At 66.3% G+C, this 21,743-nt stretch carries 17 protein-coding genes and 1 pseudogene; 8 read left to right on the forward strand and 10 right to left on the reverse strand.

Going from position 1 to position 21,743, the window contains the following annotated elements; translation table 11 throughout:
• Nucleotides 1-21 precede the first annotated feature (21 nt).
• From AC1MCA_RS11280 to AC1MCA_RS11290, 3 genes are read right to left on the reverse strand one after another with little or no spacing between them, the layout of a single operon-like run.
• Nucleotides 22-1,014, reverse strand: coding sequence for a transketolase family protein (locus tag AC1MCA_RS11280; protein ID WP_479797080.1), 993 nt, complete (start codon nt 1,012-1,014; stop codon nt 22-24).
• Nucleotides 1,011-1,928 carry a transketolase gene (locus AC1MCA_RS11285; protein WP_479797082.1) on the reverse strand — a complete coding sequence of 306 codons (918 nt, stop codon included), beginning with the start codon at nt 1,926-1,928 and terminating at the stop codon, nt 1,011-1,013. Before AC1MCA_RS11285 ends, AC1MCA_RS11280 begins: the two co-directional genes overlap by 4 nt.
• Nucleotides 1,928-3,265 (reverse strand): MFS transporter, encoded by a 1,338-nt coding sequence (locus AC1MCA_RS11290; protein WP_479797083.1) that lies wholly within the window; start codon nt 3,263-3,265, stop codon nt 1,928-1,930. The genes AC1MCA_RS11285 and AC1MCA_RS11290 overlap by 1 nt, the downstream gene beginning before the upstream one ends.
• A 189-nt stretch (nt 3,266-3,454) precedes the next feature.
• Between AC1MCA_RS11290 and AC1MCA_RS11295 the strand changes: the two genes are divergently transcribed.
• The 4 genes from AC1MCA_RS11295 to AC1MCA_RS11310 are packed head-to-tail and all read left to right on the forward strand — an operon-like array spanning nt 3,455 to nt 7,381.
• Nucleotides 3,455-4,279: a sugar phosphate isomerase/epimerase family protein gene (locus AC1MCA_RS11295; protein WP_479797085.1), complete on the forward strand. Its 825-nt coding sequence runs from the start codon at nt 3,455-3,457 to the stop codon at nt 4,277-4,279.
• A gap of 36 nt (nt 4,280-4,315) precedes the next feature.
• Nucleotides 4,316-5,089, forward strand: a complete 774-nt coding sequence (locus tag AC1MCA_RS11300; RefSeq protein WP_108598158.1) for an SDR family NAD(P)-dependent oxidoreductase — start codon at nt 4,316-4,318, stop codon at nt 5,087-5,089.
• Between the two features lie 43 nt (nt 5,090-5,132).
• The gene (locus AC1MCA_RS11305; protein WP_479797087.1) at nt 5,133-6,893 is read left to right on the forward strand and encodes a dihydroxyacetone kinase family protein; all 1,761 of its coding nucleotides are present in this window, start codon (nt 5,133-5,135) and stop codon (nt 6,891-6,893) included.
• Nucleotides 6,894-6,916: 23 nt separating this feature from the next.
• On the forward strand, nt 6,917-7,381 hold the full coding sequence (locus AC1MCA_RS11310) for an RpiB/LacA/LacB family sugar-phosphate isomerase (RefSeq protein ID WP_479803361.1): 465 nt from the start codon (nt 6,917-6,919) through the stop codon (nt 7,379-7,381).
• A 5-nt stretch (nt 7,382-7,386) separates the two neighbouring features.
• On the opposite strand, the gene AC1MCA_RS11315 is transcribed toward AC1MCA_RS11310, so the two are convergent.
• From AC1MCA_RS11315 to AC1MCA_RS11330, 4 genes are all read right to left on the reverse strand, one after another.
• Entirely contained in the window at nt 7,387-8,247 is an 861-nt protein-coding gene (locus tag AC1MCA_RS11315; RefSeq protein ID WP_479797088.1) for an SDR family oxidoreductase, read from the reverse strand.
• A gap of 7 nt (nt 8,248-8,254) precedes the next feature.
• Nucleotides 8,255-9,259 (reverse strand): aldo/keto reductase family protein, encoded by a 1,005-nt coding sequence (locus AC1MCA_RS11320; protein ID WP_479797090.1) that lies wholly within the window; start codon nt 9,257-9,259, stop codon nt 8,255-8,257.
• A 76-nt stretch (nt 9,260-9,335) separates the two neighbouring features.
• Nucleotides 9,336-10,400, reverse strand: a complete 1,065-nt coding sequence (locus tag AC1MCA_RS11325; protein WP_479797092.1) for an aldo/keto reductase — start codon at nt 10,398-10,400, stop codon at nt 9,336-9,338.
• Between the two features lie 162 nt (nt 10,401-10,562).
• The gene (locus tag AC1MCA_RS11330; RefSeq protein WP_479797094.1) at nt 10,563-11,444 is read right to left on the reverse strand and encodes a hypothetical protein; all 882 of its coding nucleotides are present in this window, start codon (nt 11,442-11,444) and stop codon (nt 10,563-10,565) included.
• Nucleotides 11,445-11,677: 233 nt separating this feature from the next.
• On the opposite strand from AC1MCA_RS11330, the gene AC1MCA_RS11335 reads away from it, so the two are divergent.
• On the forward strand, nt 11,678-12,079 hold the full coding sequence (locus AC1MCA_RS11335) for a YchJ family protein (RefSeq protein WP_479797096.1): 402 nt from the start codon (nt 11,678-11,680) through the stop codon (nt 12,077-12,079).
• Here AC1MCA_RS11335 and AC1MCA_RS11340 read toward each other — a convergent pair.
• The 3 genes from AC1MCA_RS11340 to AC1MCA_RS11350 all read right to left on the reverse strand — a co-directional run bounded on the left by AC1MCA_RS11340 (nt 12,076) and on the right by AC1MCA_RS11350 (nt 15,316).
• Nucleotides 12,076-12,882, reverse strand: coding sequence for a TIGR04086 family membrane protein (locus tag AC1MCA_RS11340; protein WP_479797098.1), 807 nt, complete (start codon nt 12,880-12,882; stop codon nt 12,076-12,078). The genes AC1MCA_RS11335 and AC1MCA_RS11340 overlap by 4 nt on opposite strands.
• A gap of 52 nt (nt 12,883-12,934) precedes the next feature.
• Nucleotides 12,935-14,950, reverse strand: coding sequence for an acyl-CoA dehydrogenase family protein (locus AC1MCA_RS11345; RefSeq protein ID WP_479797100.1), 2,016 nt, complete (start codon nt 14,948-14,950; stop codon nt 12,935-12,937).
• Nucleotides 14,951-15,025: 75 nt separating this feature from the next.
• On the reverse strand, nt 15,026-15,316 hold the full coding sequence (locus AC1MCA_RS11350) for a hypothetical protein (RefSeq protein WP_479797102.1): 291 nt from the start codon (nt 15,314-15,316) through the stop codon (nt 15,026-15,028).
• A 321-nt stretch (nt 15,317-15,637) separates the two neighbouring features.
• On the opposite strand from AC1MCA_RS11350, the gene AC1MCA_RS11355 reads away from it, so the two are divergent.
• The 3 genes and pseudogenes from AC1MCA_RS11355 (at nt 15,638) to AC1MCA_RS11365 (ending at nt 21,617) form a co-directional block, all read left to right on the forward strand.
• Entirely contained in the window at nt 15,638-17,098 is a 1,461-nt protein-coding gene (locus AC1MCA_RS11355; RefSeq protein WP_479797104.1) for a DUF3375 family protein, read from the forward strand.
• Between the two features lie 2 nt (nt 17,099-17,100).
• A pseudogene (locus AC1MCA_RS11360) lies at nt 17,101-17,919 on the forward strand (DUF4194 domain-containing protein); the annotation flags it as partial.
• 242 nt (nt 17,920-18,161) lie between these two features.
• Entirely contained in the window at nt 18,162-21,617 is a 3,456-nt protein-coding gene (locus AC1MCA_RS11365; protein ID WP_479797106.1) for an ATP-binding protein, read from the forward strand.
• The last annotated feature ends 126 nt before the right edge of the window (nt 21,618-21,743 follow it).

The following is a 21,743-nucleotide window of genomic DNA, read 5'->3' on the forward strand; positions in this document are numbered from 1 at the left end:
GAAGCTTCTGTGGGGCGCGGCCTACTTCAGCTCGGACAGGACCTTCGCCACGATCTTCTGCACGGTGAGCCCGTAGCGGTCGTGCAGGGTGGGCAGCGCCCCGGCATCAAGGAATGCGTCCGGCAGCGCCACCGGTACCACCCGCCTGCCAAGACCTGCGGTGACGACGGCGGAGGCCACCGTTTCGAACAGGCCACCGGTCACGCTGTGGTTCTCCAGGGTCACCGCGAGCCGGTCGGTGTTGATTTCGGCCAGGACGGTGGCGGCGTCGAACGGTTTGATGGTGGGGGTGTGTACGACGGCGACGTCCACGTTGTGTTCTGCCAGTGCTTTGGCGGCCTGGAGGGCACGCATGGTCATCAGCCCGGAGGAGATGAACACGACGTCGTTTCCGCCGCGGAGGACTTTGGCCTTGCCCAGTTCGAAGGTGTAGCCGTATTCATCGAGCACGGTGGGGACGTTGCCGCGCAGCAGCCGGAGGTAGGTGGGTCCCTCGCTGGCGGCCAGCTGGGGCACTGCCTGCTCGATGTCGATCGAGTCGCAGGGGTCCACGATGGTCAGGTTGGGCATGCCGCGGAAGATCGCCATGTCCTCGGTGGCCTGGTGGCTGGGGCCGTAGCCTGTGGTCAGGCCGGGGAGTCCGCCCACGATGTTCACGTTCAGGTTCGGCTCGGCGGCGTCCAGACAGAGGAAGTCGTAGGCGCGCCGGGCGGCGAACACCGAGTAGGTGGATGCGAACGGCACCAGTCCGGTTTCGGCCAGGCCGGCGGCGGCGCCGAACAGGAGCTGCTCGGCCATGCCCATTTGGAAGAACCGTTCCGGGAAGGCCTGGGCGAAGATGTGCATGTCGGTGTACTTGCCCAGGTCCGCGGTCAGGCCAACGATCTTGTCGTTTTCCTGAGCGGCTTTGACCAGCGCATGCCCGAACGGTGCCGGGGCTGTCTTCTGGCCGGGATCGGCGAAGGACGCGATCATGGCCGAGGTCTTCAGCTTGGGTGCGGCAACGGCGCTCATCGGACTGCCTTTCCTTCGAATCCTGCGGTCAGCTGTTCGCGGCAGGTCTGCCACTCGTGTTCCTCGATGCGCATGAAGTGCGCCTTCTCCCGTTCCTCCAGCAGCGGCACTCCACGGCCCACCTTCGTGTCACACAGGATCACCGAAGGCCGTCCGACGGCGGCGGCCTGGGCGGCTGCGTTGTCGAACGCTGCGAGCAGCGCGCCGACGTCGTTCCCGTTCACGCGCTGGGTGTACCAGCCGAATGCTTCCCACTTCTCGGTCACGGGTTCGGTGCGGAGCACGGTATCGGTTTTGCCGTCGGCCTGGAGGGCGTTGATGTCCACCATGGCTGTCAGGTTTCCCAGCTGGTGGTGGTGCCCGCCCATGGCGGCCTCCCAGGTGGAGCCTTCGTCCAGTTCGCCGTCGGAGAGGAAGTTGTAGACCCTCGCTCCGGAGCCCTGGTAACGCAGGCCCAGGGCCATGCCGATGGCGATCGGGAGGCCGTGGCCCAGGGATCCGCCGGAGATTTCCATGCCGGGGGTGTAGGTGGACATGCCTGACATCGGCAGCCGTGAATCGTCCGAGCCGTAGGTCTCAAGCTCAGAGACAGGGATGGTGCCGGCTTCGGCCAGGGCTGCGTAGTGGCCGATCGCGTAGTGCCCGGTGGAGAGCAGGAACCGGTCACGTGCTTCCCAGTGCGGATCCTCGGGGCGGAAACGGAGCTGGTCGGCGTAAACGACTGCCAGCATGTCCGCGGCTCCCAGGGCCTGGCCCACGTAGCCCTGGCCCTGCACCTCGCCCATGTTCAGGGCGTGGTGGCGGATCCGGTAGGCGGCCGCGGATACCCTTTCGAGCCGTTCTGCCGGAGTTTCCGTGGTGCTGCGCCCTTTCCGGAGGGGTGCGGCCGTATGCAGTTCGTGGGTGGTGGTCATCAGACGTTCACCGACTGGGGGGTGCTTTTGGTGGCCTCATCGGCGAGCTGGCGCTCGCGCTTGCCCCAGGTTTCGCGGGTGACGAGGGCGGCCCAGAGGCCTATCGCGGCGTACAGGCTGAAGAGGAGCGCGGGGCCCATCCAGCCGAGTGCTACGAACAGCAGGGTGGTGATGAAGGGGGTGAACCCGGAGACCATGGCCGAGATCTGGTAGGCCAGCGACGCTCCGGAGGAGCGGGTCTTGGCCTGGAACAGTTCGGGGAACCAGGGGCCCTGCGCACCGGCGAGGGAGTTCTGGCAGACGGCGTAGGAGATCACGATCGTGGCGATGATGAAGATGAGCATGCCGGTGTTGACCATGAGGAACATGGGGATGCCGAACAGGAGGGCGAAGGCCGTGGACCAGATGTAGAGCGGGCGCCGGCCGATCCTGTCCGTGAGGCGGGCCCAGGCCATGGTGGCGAAGATGCCGATGAACGAGGCGATGCACAATGCCACGAGGGTCTGGGTCTTGTCAGCGAGCTGCTGGGTGTGCAGGTAGGAAATCATGTAGGTGATGGACACGGCGTAGCCGGCGGTCTCGGCGATGCGCAGGCCGATGCCGCGCACGATGCTGCGCCAGTCGGTCCTGATGACCTCCATGATGGGGTTCTTTACAATGGAGCCGCTTTCCTTGACCTCGTCAAAGACCGGGGACTCGGGGACCTTGGAGCGGATGATCAGGCCAACGGCCACCAGTACGATGCTGGCAAGGAACGGGACGCGCCAGGCGAGTTCGCCGCCGAGGTTCACGCTGACCAGGAACACCAGGTTCGCCAGGAGCAGGCCTACCGGGAACCCGGCCTGGACGATGCCGGTGTACTTGCCCTTGGACTTCCACGGTGCATGCTCGTAACTCATGAGGATGGCGCCGCCCCATTCAGCGCCGAAGGCCAGGCCCTGGACAACACGGACGAAGACCAGCAGCGCCGGAGCGAGCAGGCCCACCTGCTCGTAGGTGGGAAGCAGGCCGATCAGGAACGTGGCCACACCCATCAGGATCAGGGAGGCTACCAGGACCGGCTTGCGGCCCACCTTGTCGCCCAGGTGGCCGCCGATGATGCCGCCGATGGGCCGGGCTGCGAACCCGACGCCGAGGGTGGCGAAGGCCGCGAGCGTACCAGTCACCGGGTCACCGGTGGGGAAGAAGGCGGTTCCGAAGTACAGTGCAGCGGCGGTGCCGAAGCCAATAAAGTCGTACGTCTCAATGACGGCGCCAACACCGGAGCCGATCGCGACGCGCTTGGCGTCCTTGGTGCCATGCACGTGGCCGCGCATTTTCAGAGCCTCGTTGCTCATGTGATTCCTTTCGAAAAGCGTGATGCTCTCGCACCACCACTGTCGACTGTTAACAACTGATGCGTCAAGTGTGACCTGCATCATGATCCAATGTCAACAGTCAACTTCAACAGTTGACTGTTGACAGTTGCCAACGCTAGTGTGGTCTGCATCACCACCCGCAACGCATGAACCAGAGGATCAACGACGATGTTCACCTCCCGACTCGGCTGCTCGTCCATCAGCTTCCGCCACCAGGACCTGGCGACTGCCCTGCGCACCATCGCCGGACTTGGCTTCGACGAAATCGATCTGGGCGCGTTGCCGGGAGTGTGTGACCACGTCCCTTATGAACTGACCCTGGACGCTGTTGCCGCCGTTGCTGCGGAAGTTGCCGCATCCGGGCTGCGGGTCCGTTCAGTCAACGGGGACATTGGGGATCTCAATGCAGTGCTCGACGGCGGCCAGCAGGCCGCCCGCGAGCGGCACCTGGAAGCCCTGCTCACCCTGACGGCCACAACCGGCGCCAGGGCGCTTGTTTTGCCGTGCGGCGCCTTGGGCCACGAACCGGTCCAGAACCTGGAAGCCGATCTCGACCTCATCGCGGCCCAGCTCACCCACGCCGGACAGCGGGCCGCCGGATTCGGCGTCGAACTCTGGACCGAATCGCTGCACTTCCTGCGGTTCTGCTGGAACCTGGAGCGAGCCGAACTGCTGGCGCAGCGGCTGGCCGGATCCGGCGTCGGGATTGTCATGGACTTCAGCCACATCGTGGCTGCGGGCGAGGATCCGCTGGAGTACCTCAAGCGGCACGAGGGAAGGATTTCCCACGTCCACCTCCGGGACGCCGTGCCGGGGAACATCAACCTCAGCATCGGCAACGGCAACGCGGACTTCGCCGCGGGACTGAACGCCCTTGCGGCGGGCGGCTATACCGGCCACTTCTCCCTCGAACTCGAAACCCGCGACGTCACCCACGACGAACGCCCCGCTGCCGCCGCCAAAGCGGCCAGCTTCATCACCGACCTCATCTGAATCACCCAGCTAGACCAACCAATTACAAGGAGCATCATGACCACCATCCAGCGTACTGCCGTCCTCACCGGAGCAACCTCGGACCGCGGCATCGGCATCACCACCGCACGCCGCTACGCGAACCAGGGCTGGGCGGTGGTGATCCTGGACCTCGACGCCGAGAAGTCCGCCAAGGTAGCCGCCGAGATCGGCAATGAGTTCAACGTCCCGGCATTCGGCTACGAGGTCGACGTCGCCAACGAAGGTTCCGTCAACGCCGCCTACGCAGCCGTCAAGGCCGAAATCACCGCCGGCAACCTTCCGCCGGTGGGAGCCCTTGCGAATATTGCCGGGATCACCTCGCCGGTGCCGTTCCTGGAAACCACCCTTGAGCTCTGGCACAAGGTGATGGACGTTAACGCCACGGGTACTTACCTGGTCACCAAGGCGTTCCTGCCGGACATGATCGAGAACGGCTGGGGCCGGATCGTCAACATGTCCTCCGTCTCGGCCCAGCGCGGCGGCGGCGTCTTCGGCAAGGTCCCCTACTCCGCAGCAAAGGCGGCAATCCTCGGCCTGACCAAGGCACTGGCCCGCGAAATCGGTGCCACCGGCGTCACCGTCAACGCCATCACCCCGGGCGCCGTGGACACCAACATCCGCGTGGGCAGCACCGAGGAACAGGAAGCCGCCATCAACGCCGGCATCCCCCTGGGCCGCAACGCCACCACCGAGGAAATCGCCGCCGTCATCACCTTCCTGTCCTCCGAGGAGTCGGCCTACCTCACGGGCACCACCATCGACATCAATGGCGGCAGCCACATCCACTAGCAGCGCTCCACCTGCAGACTTAGACCCCATCAGAGAGCCCACCATGACCAAGATTTTCAACGATCCCGCCGAATTCGCGGACGAAGCCCTGGCCGGATTTTGCGATATCCACTCCGGCCTGGTGCGCCAGGTCCCCGGCGGCGCCGTTCGCCGCCACCGTCCGGCCCGGCCGAAAGTGGCGGTCCTCGCCGGCGGCGGATCCGGGCACTACCCGGCCTTTGCCGGCCTGATCGGCAGCGGACTGGCCGACGGCGCCGTGGTGGGCAACATCTTCACCTCACCCTCGGCGCAACAGGCCTACGCTGTGGCCAAGGCTGCGGAGTCAGGCGCCGGCGTGGTGTTCACCTATGGCAACTATGCCGGGGACGTGCTGAACTTCGGGATGGCCAGCGAGCGGCTTGCCGCCGAGGGCATCGGGGTTGAAAACGTCCTGGTCACTGATGACATCGCCAGTGCGCCGCCGTCGGAAGCTGACAAGCGCCGCGGGATAGCCGGTGACTTTACCGTCTTCAAGATCATGGGTGCCGCCGCCGAAGCCGGCGCGGACCTGGCCGATGTGGTGCGCCTGGGCCGGAAGGCCAACAGCCTGACCCGGACCATCGGCAGCGCGTTCCATGGCTGCACGTTTCCCGGCGCCGACGCCCCGCTGTTCGCTCTCGCTGACGGGCAGATGGGGCTCGGTTTGGGAATCCACGGCGAGCCGGGCCTCTTCGACACGGACCTGCCGTCCGCCAAGGAACTCGGCCAGGAATTTGTGTCCCGGATCCTCGCCGAAACCCCACCCGATGCCGGAGACCGCCTCGCGGTGATCCTGAACGGGCTCGGTTCCACCAAGCACGAGGAACTCTTCGTCCTCTGGCTGACCGTGGCCCCGCTCCTGCGCGACGCCGGCTACACCCTGGTCCTGCCGGAAGTGGGGGAGCTGGTTACCAGCCTGGACATGTCCGGTGTTTCGCTGACCGTCACGTGGCTGGATGACGAGCTGGAGCCGCTCTGGGCGGCGCCGGCCGAAACGCCCGCCTACCGGCGCGGTGTTGCGGCGGCCCAGACGGGTGACCGCAGCAACGACACGGCCGACGTCGACGCCACCGAGACAGCGTATGACGCCGACCGCGGCTCCCGGAGCTATGCGGTCCAGTGCGTGGCGGCCCTTGAGGCCACCCGCCAATCCCTGCACGACGCCGAGGGGTGGCTCGGCGACCTGGACGCCGTGGCCGGCGACGGTGACCACGGCCGCGGCATGGTCCGCGGGATCGATGCCGCCGCAGCAGCCGGTACCGATGCTGCCGACCACGGCGCGGGTGCGGGCTCGGTCCTGATCGCCGCCGGCGATGCCTGGGCTGATAAGGCCGGCGGCACGTCAGGGGTGCTCTGGGGCGCGGGCCTGCGGGCGCTGGGCGAATCACTGGGGAACCAGGAGACACCCGACGCGGCTGCGCTGGCGGCAGGAATGCGCGCCTTCGCTGCCAGGATCACTGGCCTGGGGAAGGCCGAAGCAGGCGACAAGACCATGGTGGACGCGCTGCTGCCCTTTACCGAAACCCTGAGCCGCCTGGTGGGCGGGGGCGTTGACCTTCGCCAGGCGTGGGCGGCCGCCGCGCAGGAAGCTGAAACGGCGGCAAAGGCCACCGCCTCGCTGCGGCCACTGAAGGGACGGGCCCGCCCCCTCGCTGAGAAAAGCGTGGGCACCCCTGACCCCGGTGCCACGTCGCTGGCCATGATCTTTACCGTGATTGGCCCGATCCTGGCCGGCGCCGTTTCTTCCCGCCCCGTGTCCGCACACCCGGCAGGAGCCCGTTCGTGACCGCCGCAAGCCCCTCCACCGGACTGCGGTTGGTGGTGGGCGCAGATGAGGCCGGCGTCGACTACAAAAACCGCATACTGGCCGACCTGCGGGCTGACCCGCGGATCAGCGAGGTCATGGATCTCGGAGTCAACCGCACCGACAGCCCGGAGGAGTTCAGCAAACCGTACCCCTATGTTGGCATCGCCGCGGGCGAACTGATCCGGGACGGGAAGGCCGACCGCGCCATCCTGTTCTGCGGCACCGGAATCGGGGTGGCCATCGCCGCCAACAATGTGGACGGAATCCGGGCCACCACCGCGCACGACTCCTTCTCCGTGGAACGCTCAGTCCTCTCCAATGACTGCCAGGTGCTCACCATGGGACAGCGCGTCATCGGGGTGGAGCTTGCCAGCAGGCTGGCCCGCGAATGGATCGGCTACACCTTCGATCCGGACTCGGCCTCAGCCCACAAGGTCAAGGTCCTCACCGATTCCGAGGGCTGCTGACCCGTCTACAACTGGGGCTGCTCCACGAACTCCGCCAGGCCCAGCGGCTCACGGCCCGTCAACGCGTGGACATCGGGTGACAGGCCGGCTGCCTCGCCGGAAGCAATGGAGGTGTACGTGCTCACCCAGGCATCCACCTGCCACGGCGGCGCGCCGTAGGACTCCCGCGACCGGTACGCCTCTTCCACGGTTTCGGGCTGGTAGGAGATGCTCCGCCCGGTGCCCTTCGTGAGGATCTCGGCTGCCCGGGCCAGGGTCAGTTCCTCCGGGCCGGTGAGGTTATAGGTGGCCCCCACGTGGAGCGCAGGATCCCGCAGGACCATCACGGCGCACCGGGCGATGTCCTCGCGGGCAACCGCCGAAACCACACCGTCCCCGGCGGGGCCGCGGATCACGCCGTCTTGGCCTGCCAGTTGCGGCAGGAAGTCGAGGTACAGGTTGTCCCTGAGGAACGTGTATGCCATGCCGGAGGATTTGATCCGCTCCTCCGTGGCGTAGTGGTCCCTGCCCAAGGTGAACGTGCAATCGGGGGCTGCGCCATAAAAGGAGGTGTAGACGATGTGCTCGACGCCTGCCGCGGCGGCCGCGGCGATAAACGTGAAGTGCTGCTTCAGCCTGTCCTCGGCCTCCTGGCCGGACACCATAAACAGGACCTTGACGCCCTCCAATGCCTGTTTTGCCAGGGCCGGATCGGCGTAGCTGAAAACCAGAGGGACCGCGCCTTCCAGCTCCGGCGCGCGGCTGGCTTCCCGGACCAGCAGGCGCTGGGGGCTTCCGGCGCCGGCCAGTTGCCGTGCCACCATCCCGCCCAAAGAACCCGTGGATCCGGTGATGGCAAGCTCTGGCAGGGCTGGAAGGGCGGTCATTGAACTCCTAGGCCTGGCGGGTAGCGGGGGACTGGGTGTGCGCAGGATCGCGTTCGGCCACGGAGCCCACTGCGTCATCGATCTTCTTCATGACATCAGGGTCCAGGACAATCCCTGCGGCGGCCACGCTGTCCGCAATCTGCTCGGGGCGGGACGCGCCGACGATCGCTGAGGCAACGTTGGGGTTCTGCAGGACCCAGGCCACGGCGAGCTGCGGCATGGACAGCCCGGCCTCGGCCGCGATGGGCTTGAGCTCCTGGACTGCGGCGAGCACGTCGTCGCGCATCCAGCGCTCGATCATCCGGGCACCGCCCTTGCTGTCTGTGGCGCGGCTGCCTTCGGGCGCAGGCTGGCCCGGCAGGTACTTGCCGCTCAGGACACCCTGGCCCATGGGGGACCAGACAATCTGGGAGATGCCCAGCTCTTCGGACGCGGGCACCACCTCGGCCTCGATGACCCGCCACAGCATGCTGTACTGCGGCTGGTTGGAGATCAGCTGGAAACCAAGTTCCTTGGACAGGGCGTGGCCTTCGCGGAGCTGTTCCGCGGTCCACTCGCTGACACCGATGTACAGCGCCTTGCCCTGCCGGACAATGTCCGCGAACGCCTGCATGGTCTCTTCAAGGGGCGTTTCGAAGTCGTAGCGGTGTGCCTGGTACAGGTCCACGTAGTCCGTCTGCAGCCTATGAAGGGAACCGTTGATGGCCTCCATGATGTGCTTGCGGGACAGGCCCACATCGTTCTTCCCCTTGGGGCCGGTGGGGTTGTAGACCTTGGTGAAGATTTCCAGCGACTCGCGGCGCTCGCCCTTCAGGGCCTCGCCCAGGACAGTTTCCGCGGCGGTGTTTGCGTAGACGTCTGCCGTGTCGAAGGTGCTGATGCCGGCGTCGAGCGCAGCCCGCACGCATTGGGTGGCGACGTCGTTCTCCACCTGGGAGCCGTGGGTCAGCCAGTTGCCGAACGTGATTTCCGAGACTTTGAAGCCGCTGTTTCCGAGGTATCTGAATTCCATGGTTTTCACGCTAGCCGAGATGGCGGCTCACGGTAAGGGCTTTCCACAACAACGACGGCGGTGGTGGGTGGCGCGCCTAGCGGCGGCGGAGCTCCGCGTACTCCAGTGACGGCACCACGGCTCCGGCGTCGCGTTCCACGAAGTTGGTGCCGGGCGGTACGAGTTCGTCGATCGCATCAAGCACCGATTCGCCCAGCAGGCTGTCCGCGGCCTTGAGGTAGGCGTTCAGGTGCTCTTCGGTGCGCGGGCCGATGATCACGCTGCTGATGGCCGGATGGTTCAGGGCGAAGCCGATGGCGAGTTCCACCAGGGAAATCTCCAACTTATCCGCCAGCCGTGCCAGCGAGTCCGCGGCCAAAAGTTTCCGCTCGCTGGCCGGTCCGGAAATGTCGTACCGGCCCGGCAACGAATGCACGCGGGCCGGCGGCTTGCCGGCGTCCAGGACGAAGTCGCCGGACAGCCACCCGCCCGCCAAGGGGCCGTACGCCAGAACACCCAGTCCGTACTGCTGGGAGATGGGGAGAACGTCGCGTTCATTGCCGCGGACCAGCATGGAATAGGGGACCTGGTTGCCCACCGGCGGGATCAGGTGGTTGGTGGTGGCGAGCCATTGGGCCTCCACCAGTTGTGCCGGGGTGAACACCGAGGTGCCGTAGTAGAGGATCTTGCCCTGGCGGATGAGGTCGTTCAGGGCCGTGATGGTCTCCAGGACGTCAGTGTTGTAGTCCGGCCGGTGCGCCTGGTAGAGATCGATCCGGTCCGTCTGGAGCCTGCGGAGGCTGCCTTCCACTGCCTGCATGATCCAGCGGCGCGAGTTCCCGGAGTGGGCCGGGTTGGCGCTCATCTGGCCGTGGAACTTGGTGGCCAGGAAGACGTCGTCGCGGCGGCCGCGGAGTGCGCGCCCCACCACCTGTTCGGACTCACCCTGTGAGTACACGTCCGCGGTGTCCACCGCGGTGATGCCGGCGTCAAGGGCGGCCTGGATGATGCGGATGCTGTCATCCGCGCCGGTGGGCGAGCCGCCTGTCGGGGCGCTGCCCGGGGAGGCGCCGGGGCCTTCGCCGAAGTTCATGGTGCCCAAAGTGAGCGGGCTGATGGGCGTGCCCGACCGGCCGAACACACGAAGTTCGCTGAGGCTCATCCCCGGCTCCTGACGATCGATGTCCCACGCGTTTGCTGTGGATCGTCACGACGCTACACAAATTCGGGACCGGGCAGCAGGAAAAGTCCACAGTCCTTAGCTTTTCGTAGCACGGGGTAACGCAGGCCCGCACCGATGACGGTTTGTGAAGCAGCAGGGCGGTCAGCGCCTGTCGGCAGGCAGCTTTCCTTTGAGGATGCTGGCGTGTCCGGACAGGGACAACAGCGAGCCGGTGTCCAGCGGCGACAAGGGAGCGGGCTCCGAGGGTTTCGTGAAGGACCGCGGCACATCACGAGCAGGACGGTCCTGGTGCAGCGCCGACTCCACCAGGGGCGCCACGGCCACCACTTTTTCCGCCGGCACGCAGGGAGCGGGCAGGTCGCGGACCGAGATGGTGATTTCCGGTGCGGCGGCCCGGGCCCGGGCCATGGCACGGGCGTCTGCTTTGGCGACGGCCGCTGCCCAGTCCTCAGCCAGCACCGGCGGTTCCCGGCGCGCGGCGGTCAGGAGCGGGTGGTGTTCCACGGCGTCCTGCAGCCGTGGCCCGAGTTCGGACGGTTTCAGGAGGTTGCGGCCGTTGCGGACAGCCTTGCGCCAGTCGCGTGGCTTAAGCACGACGGCGCTGGCCGCCCGGCTGTGTGCCTGCGCCGTGGACACCGCTGCCGAAACAGCCGAGGAGGCAGCTTTATTCGCCGAGCTGTGCAGGGTGCGGGTATGACCCAGCAGAACGCCGGTTTTGGCACGAAGCACCCCGGCGCGGGCCGGCTTTATCCGCAAAGGGGCCGCGCCGTCGTCGTGCGTTGAATGTTGCGGTGACGCGGAAGCGCCCGGCGCCTGCGTCCCGGAAAAGCGGACCAGCGGAAGGGTCTCGTTCCTGGGACGCCTGCCAAGGAGGGCCATGACGAAGAGGGCTGCCAGCCGCCCCACGCCGGCGATCACCAGCGTGAGAATCACCAGCAGGAACAGCCCCAGGAACATCACCAACGCCAGGCCAAGCGTGCCGAAAAAAGTCAGGTGGAGAGCGATCGTCGTTGAATCTCCCACGTGCACTTCTCCTCTCTGCGGCTGCGGCGTCCGTCCCGGAAACCACTGCCAGCGGGCAACCGGCCCCCTCCACCACCTTACGGACTATTTGCGGGCTGTGCCGCCCGTGGAGGGGGCCCGGTGGAGGTTGTTCCGAACCTGTTACCGGATGTGACAACGGCGCCTGCGCCTAGAATCGGAAGGGAACAAAGCGTCCGCCGAACGGTGGCTGACGCGCAACCGGCCGGAGCAAAATGCCTGAAAAACCACTCGACACCAGCAACTGCGTTTGCCTCTCCGGCCTGGCCTATGCCGAATGCTGCGGACGCTTCCACTCCGGCCAGGCAGAGGCCGCCACGGCTGAGCAGCTGATGCGTTCCCGCTACAGTGCCTTTGCCCTGCTCAACACCGGATACCTGCTCAAAACCTGGCATCCGGACACGGCACCTGCCGGGCTGGAACTCGATCCCACCATGGAGTGGCGGCGCCTGGATATCCTGTCCACCAGCCGCGGCGGCCCGCTGGACACCGCAGGCACGGTCGAGTTCAACGCCCACTTCAGGCACGACGGCGAACGCGGAGTCCAGCACGAAAACAGCCGCTTCGTCCGCGAGAACCGGCGCTGGTACTACGTTGATGCTGTGCTGCAGGACTAGCTCTCGCTGTACGTTGCATCCGGGGTGAAGCCTGCCCGGTCCACCTTGCGGTGGAAGTGCATGCCAGCCAGTCCGCCAAGGACCGCTCCGGCGAGGGCAACAACGGCCACCACAATGGCGGCGATGATGCCCATGGTGCTCAGCTGGCCCTCGTTGATGGGGATCCGCGGGAAGCTGTTCAGGTTGGCCAGGATGTTGAACTGCTGGCCGGCGATGATGCCCAGCAGTGCCACCACGACAGCGGCGATCAACGCCCAGATCCACACCATAAAGCCCTGCTTGGCTCCGTTGAAGCGGGCCATCCTGCCGGCCACGTAGCCGCCCGAATAGTAGGAGACGAACAGGATCACCAGCAGGACGATCATTCCCACCAGCCCCACCGTGCCGTTGGTGGCCACCTGGTTGAGGGCCTCGTTGACATCGGTGCTGTTCGCCAGGCCAACCGCGGTTCCCAGAGCCGCCACGAAGGCGGTGAGGAGAACTGACATGCCGGTTGCCGCCAGCCAGCCGAAGAAGGCGGAGCCCACCTTGATGCCGCCAAACTGTTCTTTCTCACGGGCCACCGCGGTGTGCCGGTCCGTCAGGCTGGGGTCGGTCAGGCGCGGATCGACGACCGGCGAGTCCTGTTCGGCAGCGGCCGGATCCGGCTGGTAGTCCCGTTCAGCGGAAGGCGCCGGTGTCCGGTCGTAGACGCGCGTGGGTTCGCCGCCGGCGAAGGCCTGGTCACGAGCAGTTTCACTCCGTAGATTCTCATTCCGGGCAGTCCGCGGAAGTTTGTCCTCTGGGTTCGTTAGGTTGCTCATGGGTCAACTCAACCACTGGTTCGCCGCGATAACAAGGATGCTTACCATCGTGCTAGCGGTACCTCCGGTGCAGGTTTTCTTTGGTGGAAGCGCCCGGCGTCGCGTCAGCGATCCACGGGCCGGTGCCCTCCGACTGGTCCAGGACCCCGGCCTCGAGCCAGGTGTAATCGCCGGCGAGGACCTTGCGCGAAAGGTCGCGGTCGCCGTCATCGGTGTTCCGCCACAGCTCGTCAAAGTACCCGTCAACGCGCACGCGTGACTGTTCGCAGAATGCCTCGGCGAGCTCGTAGGCGGTGGCCGCGCGGTCCGGAGCGGTGCGCAGCAGCATCTCGGCCCGCGAGCAGCTTGCTGCCATCGCAAACAGCTCGGCTCCGATATCCACTACCCGGCCCAGGAACGCCTGCTTGAGTTCAAGCTTCGCCTGCCACCGGCCCATGCCGTAAAAAGTCTGCCGGGCCAGCCGGCGCGAGGAACGCTCCACATACCTCAGTTGCTTTCCCAGCCGGCCGAACTCGCTGTAGGACCGGGGATCCATGCCGGCGCCGGCCACCAGCTTGGGCAGCCACCTGGCATAAAAGCCGGAAGCCCCGACGGCGGCCCGAGCCTTCTCCTGCAGGCTCGCTTCCATGGACCCGAGGGCGCCCGCGGCGGCAAGGTGGGCATCCACGGCTTCGCGGGCGATGAACAGTTTCATGATTTCCGAGGAGCCCTCGAAGACCCTGTTGATCCGGAGGTCGCGGAGCTGCTGCTCCGCCGGAACCGCCCTTTCGCCGCGGGCCTCGAGGGACTCGGCCGTCTCGAAGCCGCGGCCGCCGCGGATCTGGACCAGCTCGTCGGCGATCAGGTAGCTGATCTCGGTGGACCACAGCTTGGCCAGGGCCGCCTCGATCCTGATGTCCTTCTGGCCGGCGTCGGCGAGTTCCGCAGACAGCTCGAAGACGGCGTCCAAAGCAAAGGTCGTGGCAGCGATGAAGGCGATCTTCTTGCCCACGGCCTCGTGTTTGCCCACCGGCTGCCCCCACTGGGTGCGGGCGTTCGACCATTCGCGGGCGATTTTCAGGCTCCAGCGGCCGGACGCAACGCACAGCGCCGGGAGTGAGAGCCGGCCGGTATTCAGCGTGGTCAGGGCGATCTTCAGGCCCTGGCCTTCGCGTCCGAGCCTGTTCGCCGCCGGGACCCGGACCTGGTGGAAGCGCGTCACACCGTTTTCAATGCCGCGCAGTCCCATGAAGGAGTTGCGGTTCTCCACGGTGATGCCGGGGGAGTCCATCTCCACCACAAAGGCGCTGATGCCACCCTTGTGGTGCGAACCGTCGGCGTCGGTGCGGGCCGGCACCACGGCCATCACCACCACCAGCTCGGCGATCACGCCGTTGGTGGTCCAAAGTTTCACGCCGTCCAGAACGTAGGATCCGCCGTCGTCCGTGGGAACTGCGGTGCTGCCCATCCGGGCAGGGTCACTGCCAACATCCGGTTCCGTGAGCAGGAAGGCGGTGATGGCCCCGGCGGCGCACCGGGGCAGGTATTCGCGTTTCTGCTCCGGGGTCCCGAAGACCTTAACCGGCTCAGGGACGCCGATGGATTGGTGGGCCGAGATCAGGGCGCCGATGCTCGGGTGGACACTGCCCAGCAGCGCCAGGGCACGGCCGTAGTAGACCATGGACAGGCCCAGGCCGCCGTACTCCTGGGGGATCTTCATGCCGAAGACTCCAAGGTCGGCCAGGCCCCTGATGTATTCGTCCGGGATCTGCGAGTCACGCTCGATCACCCGGCCGGACATGGTGCGGGCGTACTCGGTGAGGCGCTCCATAAAAGCCTCGCCGCGCTCCACGTCCTCGGCCTGGGCCTTAGGCCACGGGTGGATGAGGCTGAGGTCGAAGTCTCCCAGGTACAGTCCCTTGGCGAAGCTCGGCCGGTCCCAGCCCTTTTCACGGGCAGCCTCGGAAAGGGCGCGGGCTTCTGCCGCAGTAGCCTCGGGCCCGATGTTACTGGCAGCGACCGGGACGTCCGCGGCCGGAGCATCGGCTGCAGCGGTGTTGGCGGCAGGACTGTCGGTTGCGGAGCTCATGGGGTATCTCCTCTGCCCGGGATGGCCGGTTCAAGCCATGGATCCGCCGGGTTGGAGAACCCTTCAGCTGTCCCTTTAGATTACCCGCGGGTAGCTTCCGGTGCTAGGGGATGGCTGGCCCTGGAAGTCCCCGGGGACCTCGACAGTTGAGGCGTGGTGCACCAGCCGGTCCCAACCATGGTTGATGCCGTGGACCACGGCCAGCAGCGAGGTGGAAACGAGGAACCAGGCAAGCTTTCCCACCCCCACCAGGACCAGGGCAAGAAACCCCGCGGTGAGGATGAAAGCCACCAGGAGCAGGCCGAAAACCAGGGTTCCGACGAATACCATGGTGGCCGTTTCCACTGCACTTAGATCAAACTGCATGCTTCCCCCTGCTGCGCCATTGCTTCGGTTGAGATCAGTAGCACGAGCGTAGGGGCAGGCCGCCGCCGCATCCAGAGCGGCGGCGCTGATAATGCCGGGTTGGTATGGGATCGAAATGCTACCGCGAGGTAGGTAACGGAGCGATCGCGGAACCCTCACGCACTCCCACCCAACGCGGGGTCACTCCACGCCCGATAATGCCGTTGCATCGGGCCGGAAGTGACCCCGCGTTGGGTTGGGAGGGTCTGCGTTAACCTTGTAGTTGGCAGTTTTCGCGTTTCCGCGCTGCCCAACCAACACCCAGCAGCTGAAGGAGAGTGCGTGCCCCGCTCCGCCGCGTCATCCGCTGATGCGATCAGCGCCCGGCTCCGGGACCTCGAACTCCTGACCAAAGGACCTGCCTGGGCGCTCACTCGGTCGGCTCCCTGGGTCATCGCCGTCCTGCAGGCCTCCTTCACCCGCACCCGCCCGCAGCTTCCGCTTGAGGAGTTCCACGCCGACGTCGACTCTTTCCTTGAGCAGTTGCGGCGCCAGGATCCGGGGCTGGGAGGCTCCGTCGACGGTCCTCCGACCGGGAAGAAGTATGCGGACGAGTGGACACGCAAGAACTTCCTGACCCGCCGAAACCAGTCCGGACAGATTGTCTACGAGGTCACCGAACCCGCGGCCCGTGTCCTCGCCTTCCTGGACAGCCTCTCCAGCGAGCGGTCCACCCTGAACGGTTCCCGGCTGGGCACCCTGTTGGGCGACGTGGAGAAGCTCGCCAACGAGACCAACCCGGACCAGAGCGCCCGGCTCGAATCCCTCGAAGAGGAGATCGGCGAGCGGCGGCAACTGATCCAGGACATCAGCTCCGGCGACTTCGACGGCCTCCTCGATGACGACGAAGCCGTGGAGGCTGCAGGCAACATCCTGGACCTGGCCGCAAGCCTGCCCGCCGACTACAAGAAGATGCGCGACCGCATCGAGGAACTGGTGGGCGCCCTCCGTAACCAGATCATCGAGGAATCGCTCAGCAAGGGCGCCACCATGGCCCAGGTCCTTGAGGCGGACAAGCGGCTCCGGCAAAGTCCCGAAGGCAGGACTTTCCGGTCCTTCACGGCGTTCCTGGAGGACCCCCAGCAGCAGGTCCGGTTCCGTTCGGCCATCGGCGAGGTGCTCAGCCGGCAGTTCGCCGACGACCTGTCCCCGGAGGACCGGGAGACGCTCAAGAACCTGGTGGCTGAACTCCGCCACCAGCACGGCCAGATCCAGCGCATCTACGGCAAGCTCAGCGAAAGCCTGAACACCTACGTCCAGAGCGATGACTTCCGCCAGTCCGTCCGCCTCCGGAAGGTCCTCCGCGAGGCCGAGCAGGCCATCAGGTCCCTGCCATACGAACGGGAACGGCCCGGCCTGGTCCGCGGCCCGGTGCTTTTCAACGCCGGGTTCGAATCCCTGGCCATGGTCAAGCTCTACGATCCGGACGAGTTCGCAGTGCCACCCAAGCTCGCCGATCCCATTTCCTTCAGCGACTCGGACCGGGTGCGCTCGCCGAGGACGGGCAAAGCCCGGCCGGAGGCCATCCGGGCAGCCGTTGCCGGAGCCGCCACCCTTGCCGAGGCCTGGGCCCAGTTGCCGGCGGAAGAGCAACACATCAACTCCATCCGGGCCCTGCTCGCGCACGCGCTGCAGGCCGGAGCGAATTTCGACCGCGAAGCCTGGGACGGCCTCGACTTCGAACAGATCGACGGCACCACCCGCAAGGCATACCTGCCGGTGGTCACCCTGAAGAAGGATTGACGATGACTGAAGAGATCACGACGGCGGCGCCTCCCGTTGAGGAGGACCCGCACCTTGCGGAGACCGCCCCCGCTGCAGAGGTGCCATCCCACAGTGAGCGCCCCTTCACAGTCACTCCCCGAGACACCTTCGTGGATGGTGCTGCGCTGTTCCCCGGCGATACCGGCGTGCTCACCATGAAGGTGCGCCAGGCGCTGGTGAAGCTGCTCAAGGGACCGTACGTGGATGGCGGCCGCGACGAGAGACTCTGGACCACGCTGCTGGACAACCAGCTGATTCTCCGCAGCCGGCTGTCCGAACTTTTCCTCACCCTCCAGTTGGACCACGAACGCAAGATCGCCGTCCTGCGCCCGGTCGATCCCGAGGCGATCGGCGGCAGCACACGCTCCAGCATCCTGCGCCAGCAACGCGCGCTGAGCCGGGTGGAGACCATCGTGCTGCTCCGGCTGCGCCTGCTGCTGGACCGCCACGTCACTGCCCAGACGGACCCCACCATCACGCGAGAGGAAATCGCCGACCTCGTGGCCCACTACCAACCCGCCGGACAGCAGGACGCCCTGCGCGACTCGGACGTGGTCACCCGCGCCATCACCAAACTCCTGGCCCGCCAGCTCCTCCTCACCACGCCCCTGGATGACGTCTACACCATCTCCAACGCCCTCCCCCTGGCCCTGCCCTTCGAAAACATCGGCGACATCCCGGCCCAGATCGAAGCCCTGGTGGCCGCCACCACGGATGCCACAGGCACAGAAGCGATGCTGGAGCTCGACGGCGACAGTCCCGCGGACGAGGACAGTGGGGACGACGACGACGACGCCGCCCCCGCCCCTCCGCCGGGCGACTCTGCTGCAAGCAGCGAGTCGCCCGGCTCCGATAGGCCCGAAGCCACTCCCTGGGCGGCATCGGCGTCGTCGTCCGTGGGTGCGCAGGTTCCGGGTATGAGCGGTGACGCCGGGGACATGCGGCAGCGTGCGTCTAAGCGAGGAACGAGCGAGCACGCAGAGCATGTGTCCGGTGGTGCTGCGACTGGTGAGGAAGCAACGGAAGCCGGGGGAGTAGACGCATGAGCATCGCATCCATGTTGCCGATGGGCGAGCTCACGAACCCGGGCCAGATGCGCCTTGCGTTGGTGCAGGTGGTCAACTGGGGGACGTTCCACGGGGCCCACACGATGCACGTGGACCGGAACGGAACGCTGCTGACGGGCAACTCGGGCGTGGGAAAGTCCACGCTGTTTGACGCCATGCTGCGCGTGTTTGATGCGAGGCCGCGCTCGAATGAGGCGGCGGCCCAGCGCGCAGGCGGTGCTGTGGAGGACAAGAGGACCACGTTCACCTACATGCGGGGCAAGGTGGGCGACAAGGCGGTGGGCGAAGGCTCGGCCAGCGCGTTCCAGCGTCCGGGTGCCACGTGGTCCGCCGTTGCGCTGACGTTCGATAACGCAGCGGGCACCCGCGTCACGGTGTCCGCCCTGTTCGACGTGCCCAAGAACGGCACCGAGTCCAGCGTCGGCCGCTTTTACCTGATCGACAACAAGCCGCTGGACCTGCCGGCCATCGAGGACATCACCGACAAGCGCTTCACCAAGGCCGCGCTCGAGGCCATCTTCCCCGACGCCCAGATCTTCGATGTCCATAAGGCATTCGCCGAGCGTTTTCGCCGGCTGCTGGGGATCAGCTCGGACCAGGCGCTGCCGCTGCTCCGGGTGATCCAGGCAGGCAAGGGCCTTGGTGGAAGCGTCAACACGTTCTTCCGCGACCAGGTCCTGGATGCTCCCGCCACCCTCACCGCAGCCGATGACGTGGTGGAGGAGTTCAGTAACCTGATGTCCATCCGGCAGCGGCTGGAGGATGTGCGGCAGCAGCGCGACCAGCTTGCCCCCGTGCCCGGGCTGAACAAGGAGTACGCGCAGTCCCTGCTTGATGCGAACCGGCTCCGCGAACTTGCAGGCGAGGAGTTCGAAACCTACAAGCAGCAGCTCGCGGTCACCGTGCACCAGAAGACGCTGGCCCGGATCAAGGAACTGGCCCAGGCCAAGGCCAAGGACCTCGCCGCCGAGCGTTCGGTCCGTGACGGACTGGCCAAGGAACTGCGCGAGCTGGAAACCGACTACAACAACCAGGGCGGCAACGCGATCTCCGCGATCGAGCAGTCGATGGAGAACGCCAGGGTTGGGCTGAGGCTCCGCCAGCAGGTGGAGGAGGCTGCCCGCAAGGCACTGTCCGACGCCGGATTGCAGCTTGAGTGGACGGCTGGGGGCTGGGAACAGGCCCACGAGCACGCAGCAGCCAGATCCGCGGAACTGAAGGATGATTCCCAGGCCCTGCAGGAACTCCGGTTCGAAGCGTTCGACGGCCACGCCACCAAAAAACGCGAACTGGCCGCCGCCCAGCAGGAGCTCGTGTCGCTGAAGACGCGCAAGTCCCTGCTGCCGCCGTCGAGCATTGAGAACCGTGCGGCGATCGCTGCCGCAACGGGCGTGCCCGAAGACCGGATGCCGTTCGGTGGCGAGCTGATGGACCTCGCCGACGGGCAGGAACAGTGGCGGCCGGCGGCGGAGCGCGCGCTCCGGAACCTGGCCACCACGCTGCTGGTCCCCGGTGAGCATTTCGCCGCCGTGACCCGTTTCCTTAACGACCACAAGGTGCGCGGCGCCATCCGCGCCGTGGACGTCTCCAAGCCGCTCGCCGGCGGCGCGCTGGCCGTTGAGGACGTGCGCGACGGCGATCTGCTCACCAAGCTGGACATCCTTGCCAGCGGTGCGGTGGCGGACGCCGGCGAGTGGATCCGCGAGCGGATCGCCCTCGACTTCGCCTACCAGTGCGTCGAGGACCCCGATGAACTGGCCGCCCTGGACAAGGGCCTGAGCCTGGGCGGGGTGGTCAAACGCAACCGGCACACGGTGGAGAAAGACGACCGCTTCACCGGGCGCCAGGATTACGTGCTCGGTTTCGACAACGCGGCCAAGCTGGAACTTGTGGCCGCGCAGGTGGAAGATCTGCAGCAGGAGCTGGCCAAGGCGGCCGAGCTGGCGCAGAGCCGCGAAGAATCCCACCAGGGCATGAGCCGTCAGCTTGACGCCCTGCGCCGTATCGCCGAGGACCACCGGTCCTGGGAACAGGTCTCTGCCGCCGTTGCCGGCGAGGAACTCACCAGGATTGAACAGCGGCTCAAGGATGCCCTGGCAGCTCAGGCAGACCTGGAACCGCTGCGGGCGAACATCGAATCAGCGCGGCAGAAACACCAGGCCAGCACCGAGGCCGCGGCCGTCCTGCAAAGCGAATACAAGTCGCTCGACCGGCAGCTCAGCGCCGCCGATTCCCTGCTGGAAGCTGCGCGGACCCGCCTGGAGCAGGCGCCGCCGTCGGCCGCCACCGTCACCGCGCTGGAGCCCTACTTCACCGAATTCGGTGACATCAGCGAGATGCACGAGCTGGACAACCTTGCCAACCGTGTCCGGACAGCGCTGCTGGGGGAGCTGCACGCCACCGAGACGCGCGGTCAGGCAACCTCCGAGCGGCTGACCCGGATCTTCGAGGGCTTTGTGCGTGAGTGGGGATCGGCAATTTCCGCGGACCACGGCACGTCCATCGGCGCGGCGGGGGAGTTCGAATCCCGCTACCACGCCATCGTCAGCGACGGCCTGCCTGCCCAGGAATCGGAGTTCCGCCAGTTCTTCAACCAGCGGACCCATGAATCCTTCAGCACGCTGCTGCACCTTCTGGACGAGGAGCGCCGTTCCATCTCCAGCCGGATCCTCCCCCTCAACGGCATCCTGGCCGAGGTCAACTTCCACGAAGGCAGCTTCCTGGAACTGGACATCAAGCAGACCATGCCCGCCACGGCCAAGCAGTTCAAGGACGCCATTCATAACGCGCTGAAGGCCCGGCACACGCGGCCCGCCCGCGGCGGTACGGACACCACCGCATCAGGAGGAGACGACGACGCCGAGCTGACCGCCCGCTACAAAACCCTCGAAACGCTGGTCAAGAGATTGGGTTCCCAGGCTCCGGAGGACCGCCGCTGGCGCGCCGAGGTGCTGGACGTCCGTGGGCACCTTTTCATCCAGTGCAAGGAACACCGGGAAGTTGCCGGTCCACGGGGCGGCAAGCGGACCGATGTCTATATGCACGCCGATACCGGCTCCATGTCCGGCGGCGAGCGGCAGCGTTTTACCGCTTTCATCATGGCCGCAGCACTGAGCTACCAGCTGGGCATCGCCGAGCAGGGTTTCACTACCTACGGCACCGTGATGATGGACGAGGCGTTCGTGCTGGCCTCCGAGGAGTTCGCCGGTGCGGGCATCAAAGCCCTGCACGAGTTCGGATTCCAGCTGCTGCTGGCCGCCCCGGAAAACGTGATCGACCTGTCCAGGCACCTCGGCTCGGTCACGGAAATCCTGCGGGACAAGCGCACCAACCGTTCCGGTGTCCTGACGGCGCCCGTGATCCGCCCCCGGGCCGGCGAAGAGGGGGCCTGGCGCTCCGAGGCGAACCCGGTTGACATCGTTTTGCGCTAACGGTGGTGCTAGGAATGTTTTTATAACAAATCGATGGATATATTCCGGAAACCCTAGTCGGGGCGATGAAGCGGATGCCATTCTGGTGGACATCAAACACTCGCCTTCATCCTCCCCGATGGGTAG

It is taken from the genome of Arthrobacter sp. BK1 (assembly GCF_056680055.1).

Bases quoted from the DNA above. Each gene is read 5' to 3' on its own strand.
- AC1MCA_RS11280 (WP_479797080.1), bottom strand. From the start codon at position 1,014: ATGAGCGCCGTTGCCGCACCCAAGCTGAAGACCTCGGCCATGATCGCG.
- AC1MCA_RS11285 (WP_479797082.1), bottom strand. From the start codon at position 1,928: ATGACCACCACCCACGAACTGCATACGGCCGCACCCCTCCGGAAAGGG.
- AC1MCA_RS11290 (WP_479797083.1), bottom strand. From the start codon at position 3,265: ATGAGCAACGAGGCTCTGAAAATGCGCGGCCACGTGCATGGCACCAAG.
- AC1MCA_RS11295 (WP_479797085.1), top strand. From the start codon at position 3,455: ATGTTCACCTCCCGACTCGGCTGCTCGTCCATCAGCTTCCGCCACCAG.
- AC1MCA_RS11300 (WP_108598158.1), top strand. From the start codon at position 4,316: ATGACCACCATCCAGCGTACTGCCGTCCTCACCGGAGCAACCTCGGAC.
- AC1MCA_RS11305 (WP_479797087.1), top strand. From the start codon at position 5,133: ATGACCAAGATTTTCAACGATCCCGCCGAATTCGCGGACGAAGCCCTG.
- AC1MCA_RS11315 (WP_479797088.1), bottom strand. From the start codon at position 8,247: ATGACCGCCCTTCCAGCCCTGCCAGAGCTTGCCATCACCGGATCCACG.
- AC1MCA_RS11320 (WP_479797090.1), bottom strand. From the start codon at position 9,259: ATGGAATTCAGATACCTCGGAAACAGCGGCTTCAAAGTCTCGGAAATC.
- AC1MCA_RS11325 (WP_479797092.1), bottom strand. From the start codon at position 10,400: ATGAGCCTCAGCGAACTTCGTGTGTTCGGCCGGTCGGGCACGCCCATC.
- AC1MCA_RS11335 (WP_479797096.1), top strand. From the start codon at position 11,678: ATGCCTGAAAAACCACTCGACACCAGCAACTGCGTTTGCCTCTCCGGC.
- AC1MCA_RS11340 (WP_479797098.1), bottom strand. From the start codon at position 12,882: ATGAGCAACCTAACGAACCCAGAGGACAAACTTCCGCGGACTGCCCGG.
- AC1MCA_RS11345 (WP_479797100.1), bottom strand. From the start codon at position 14,950: ATGAGCTCCGCAACCGACAGTCCTGCCGCCAACACCGCTGCAGCCGAT.
- AC1MCA_RS11350 (WP_479797102.1), bottom strand. From the start codon at position 15,316: ATGCAGTTTGATCTAAGTGCAGTGGAAACGGCCACCATGGTATTCGTC.
- AC1MCA_RS11365 (WP_479797106.1), top strand. From the start codon at position 18,162: ATGAGCATCGCATCCATGTTGCCGATGGGCGAGCTCACGAACCCGGGC.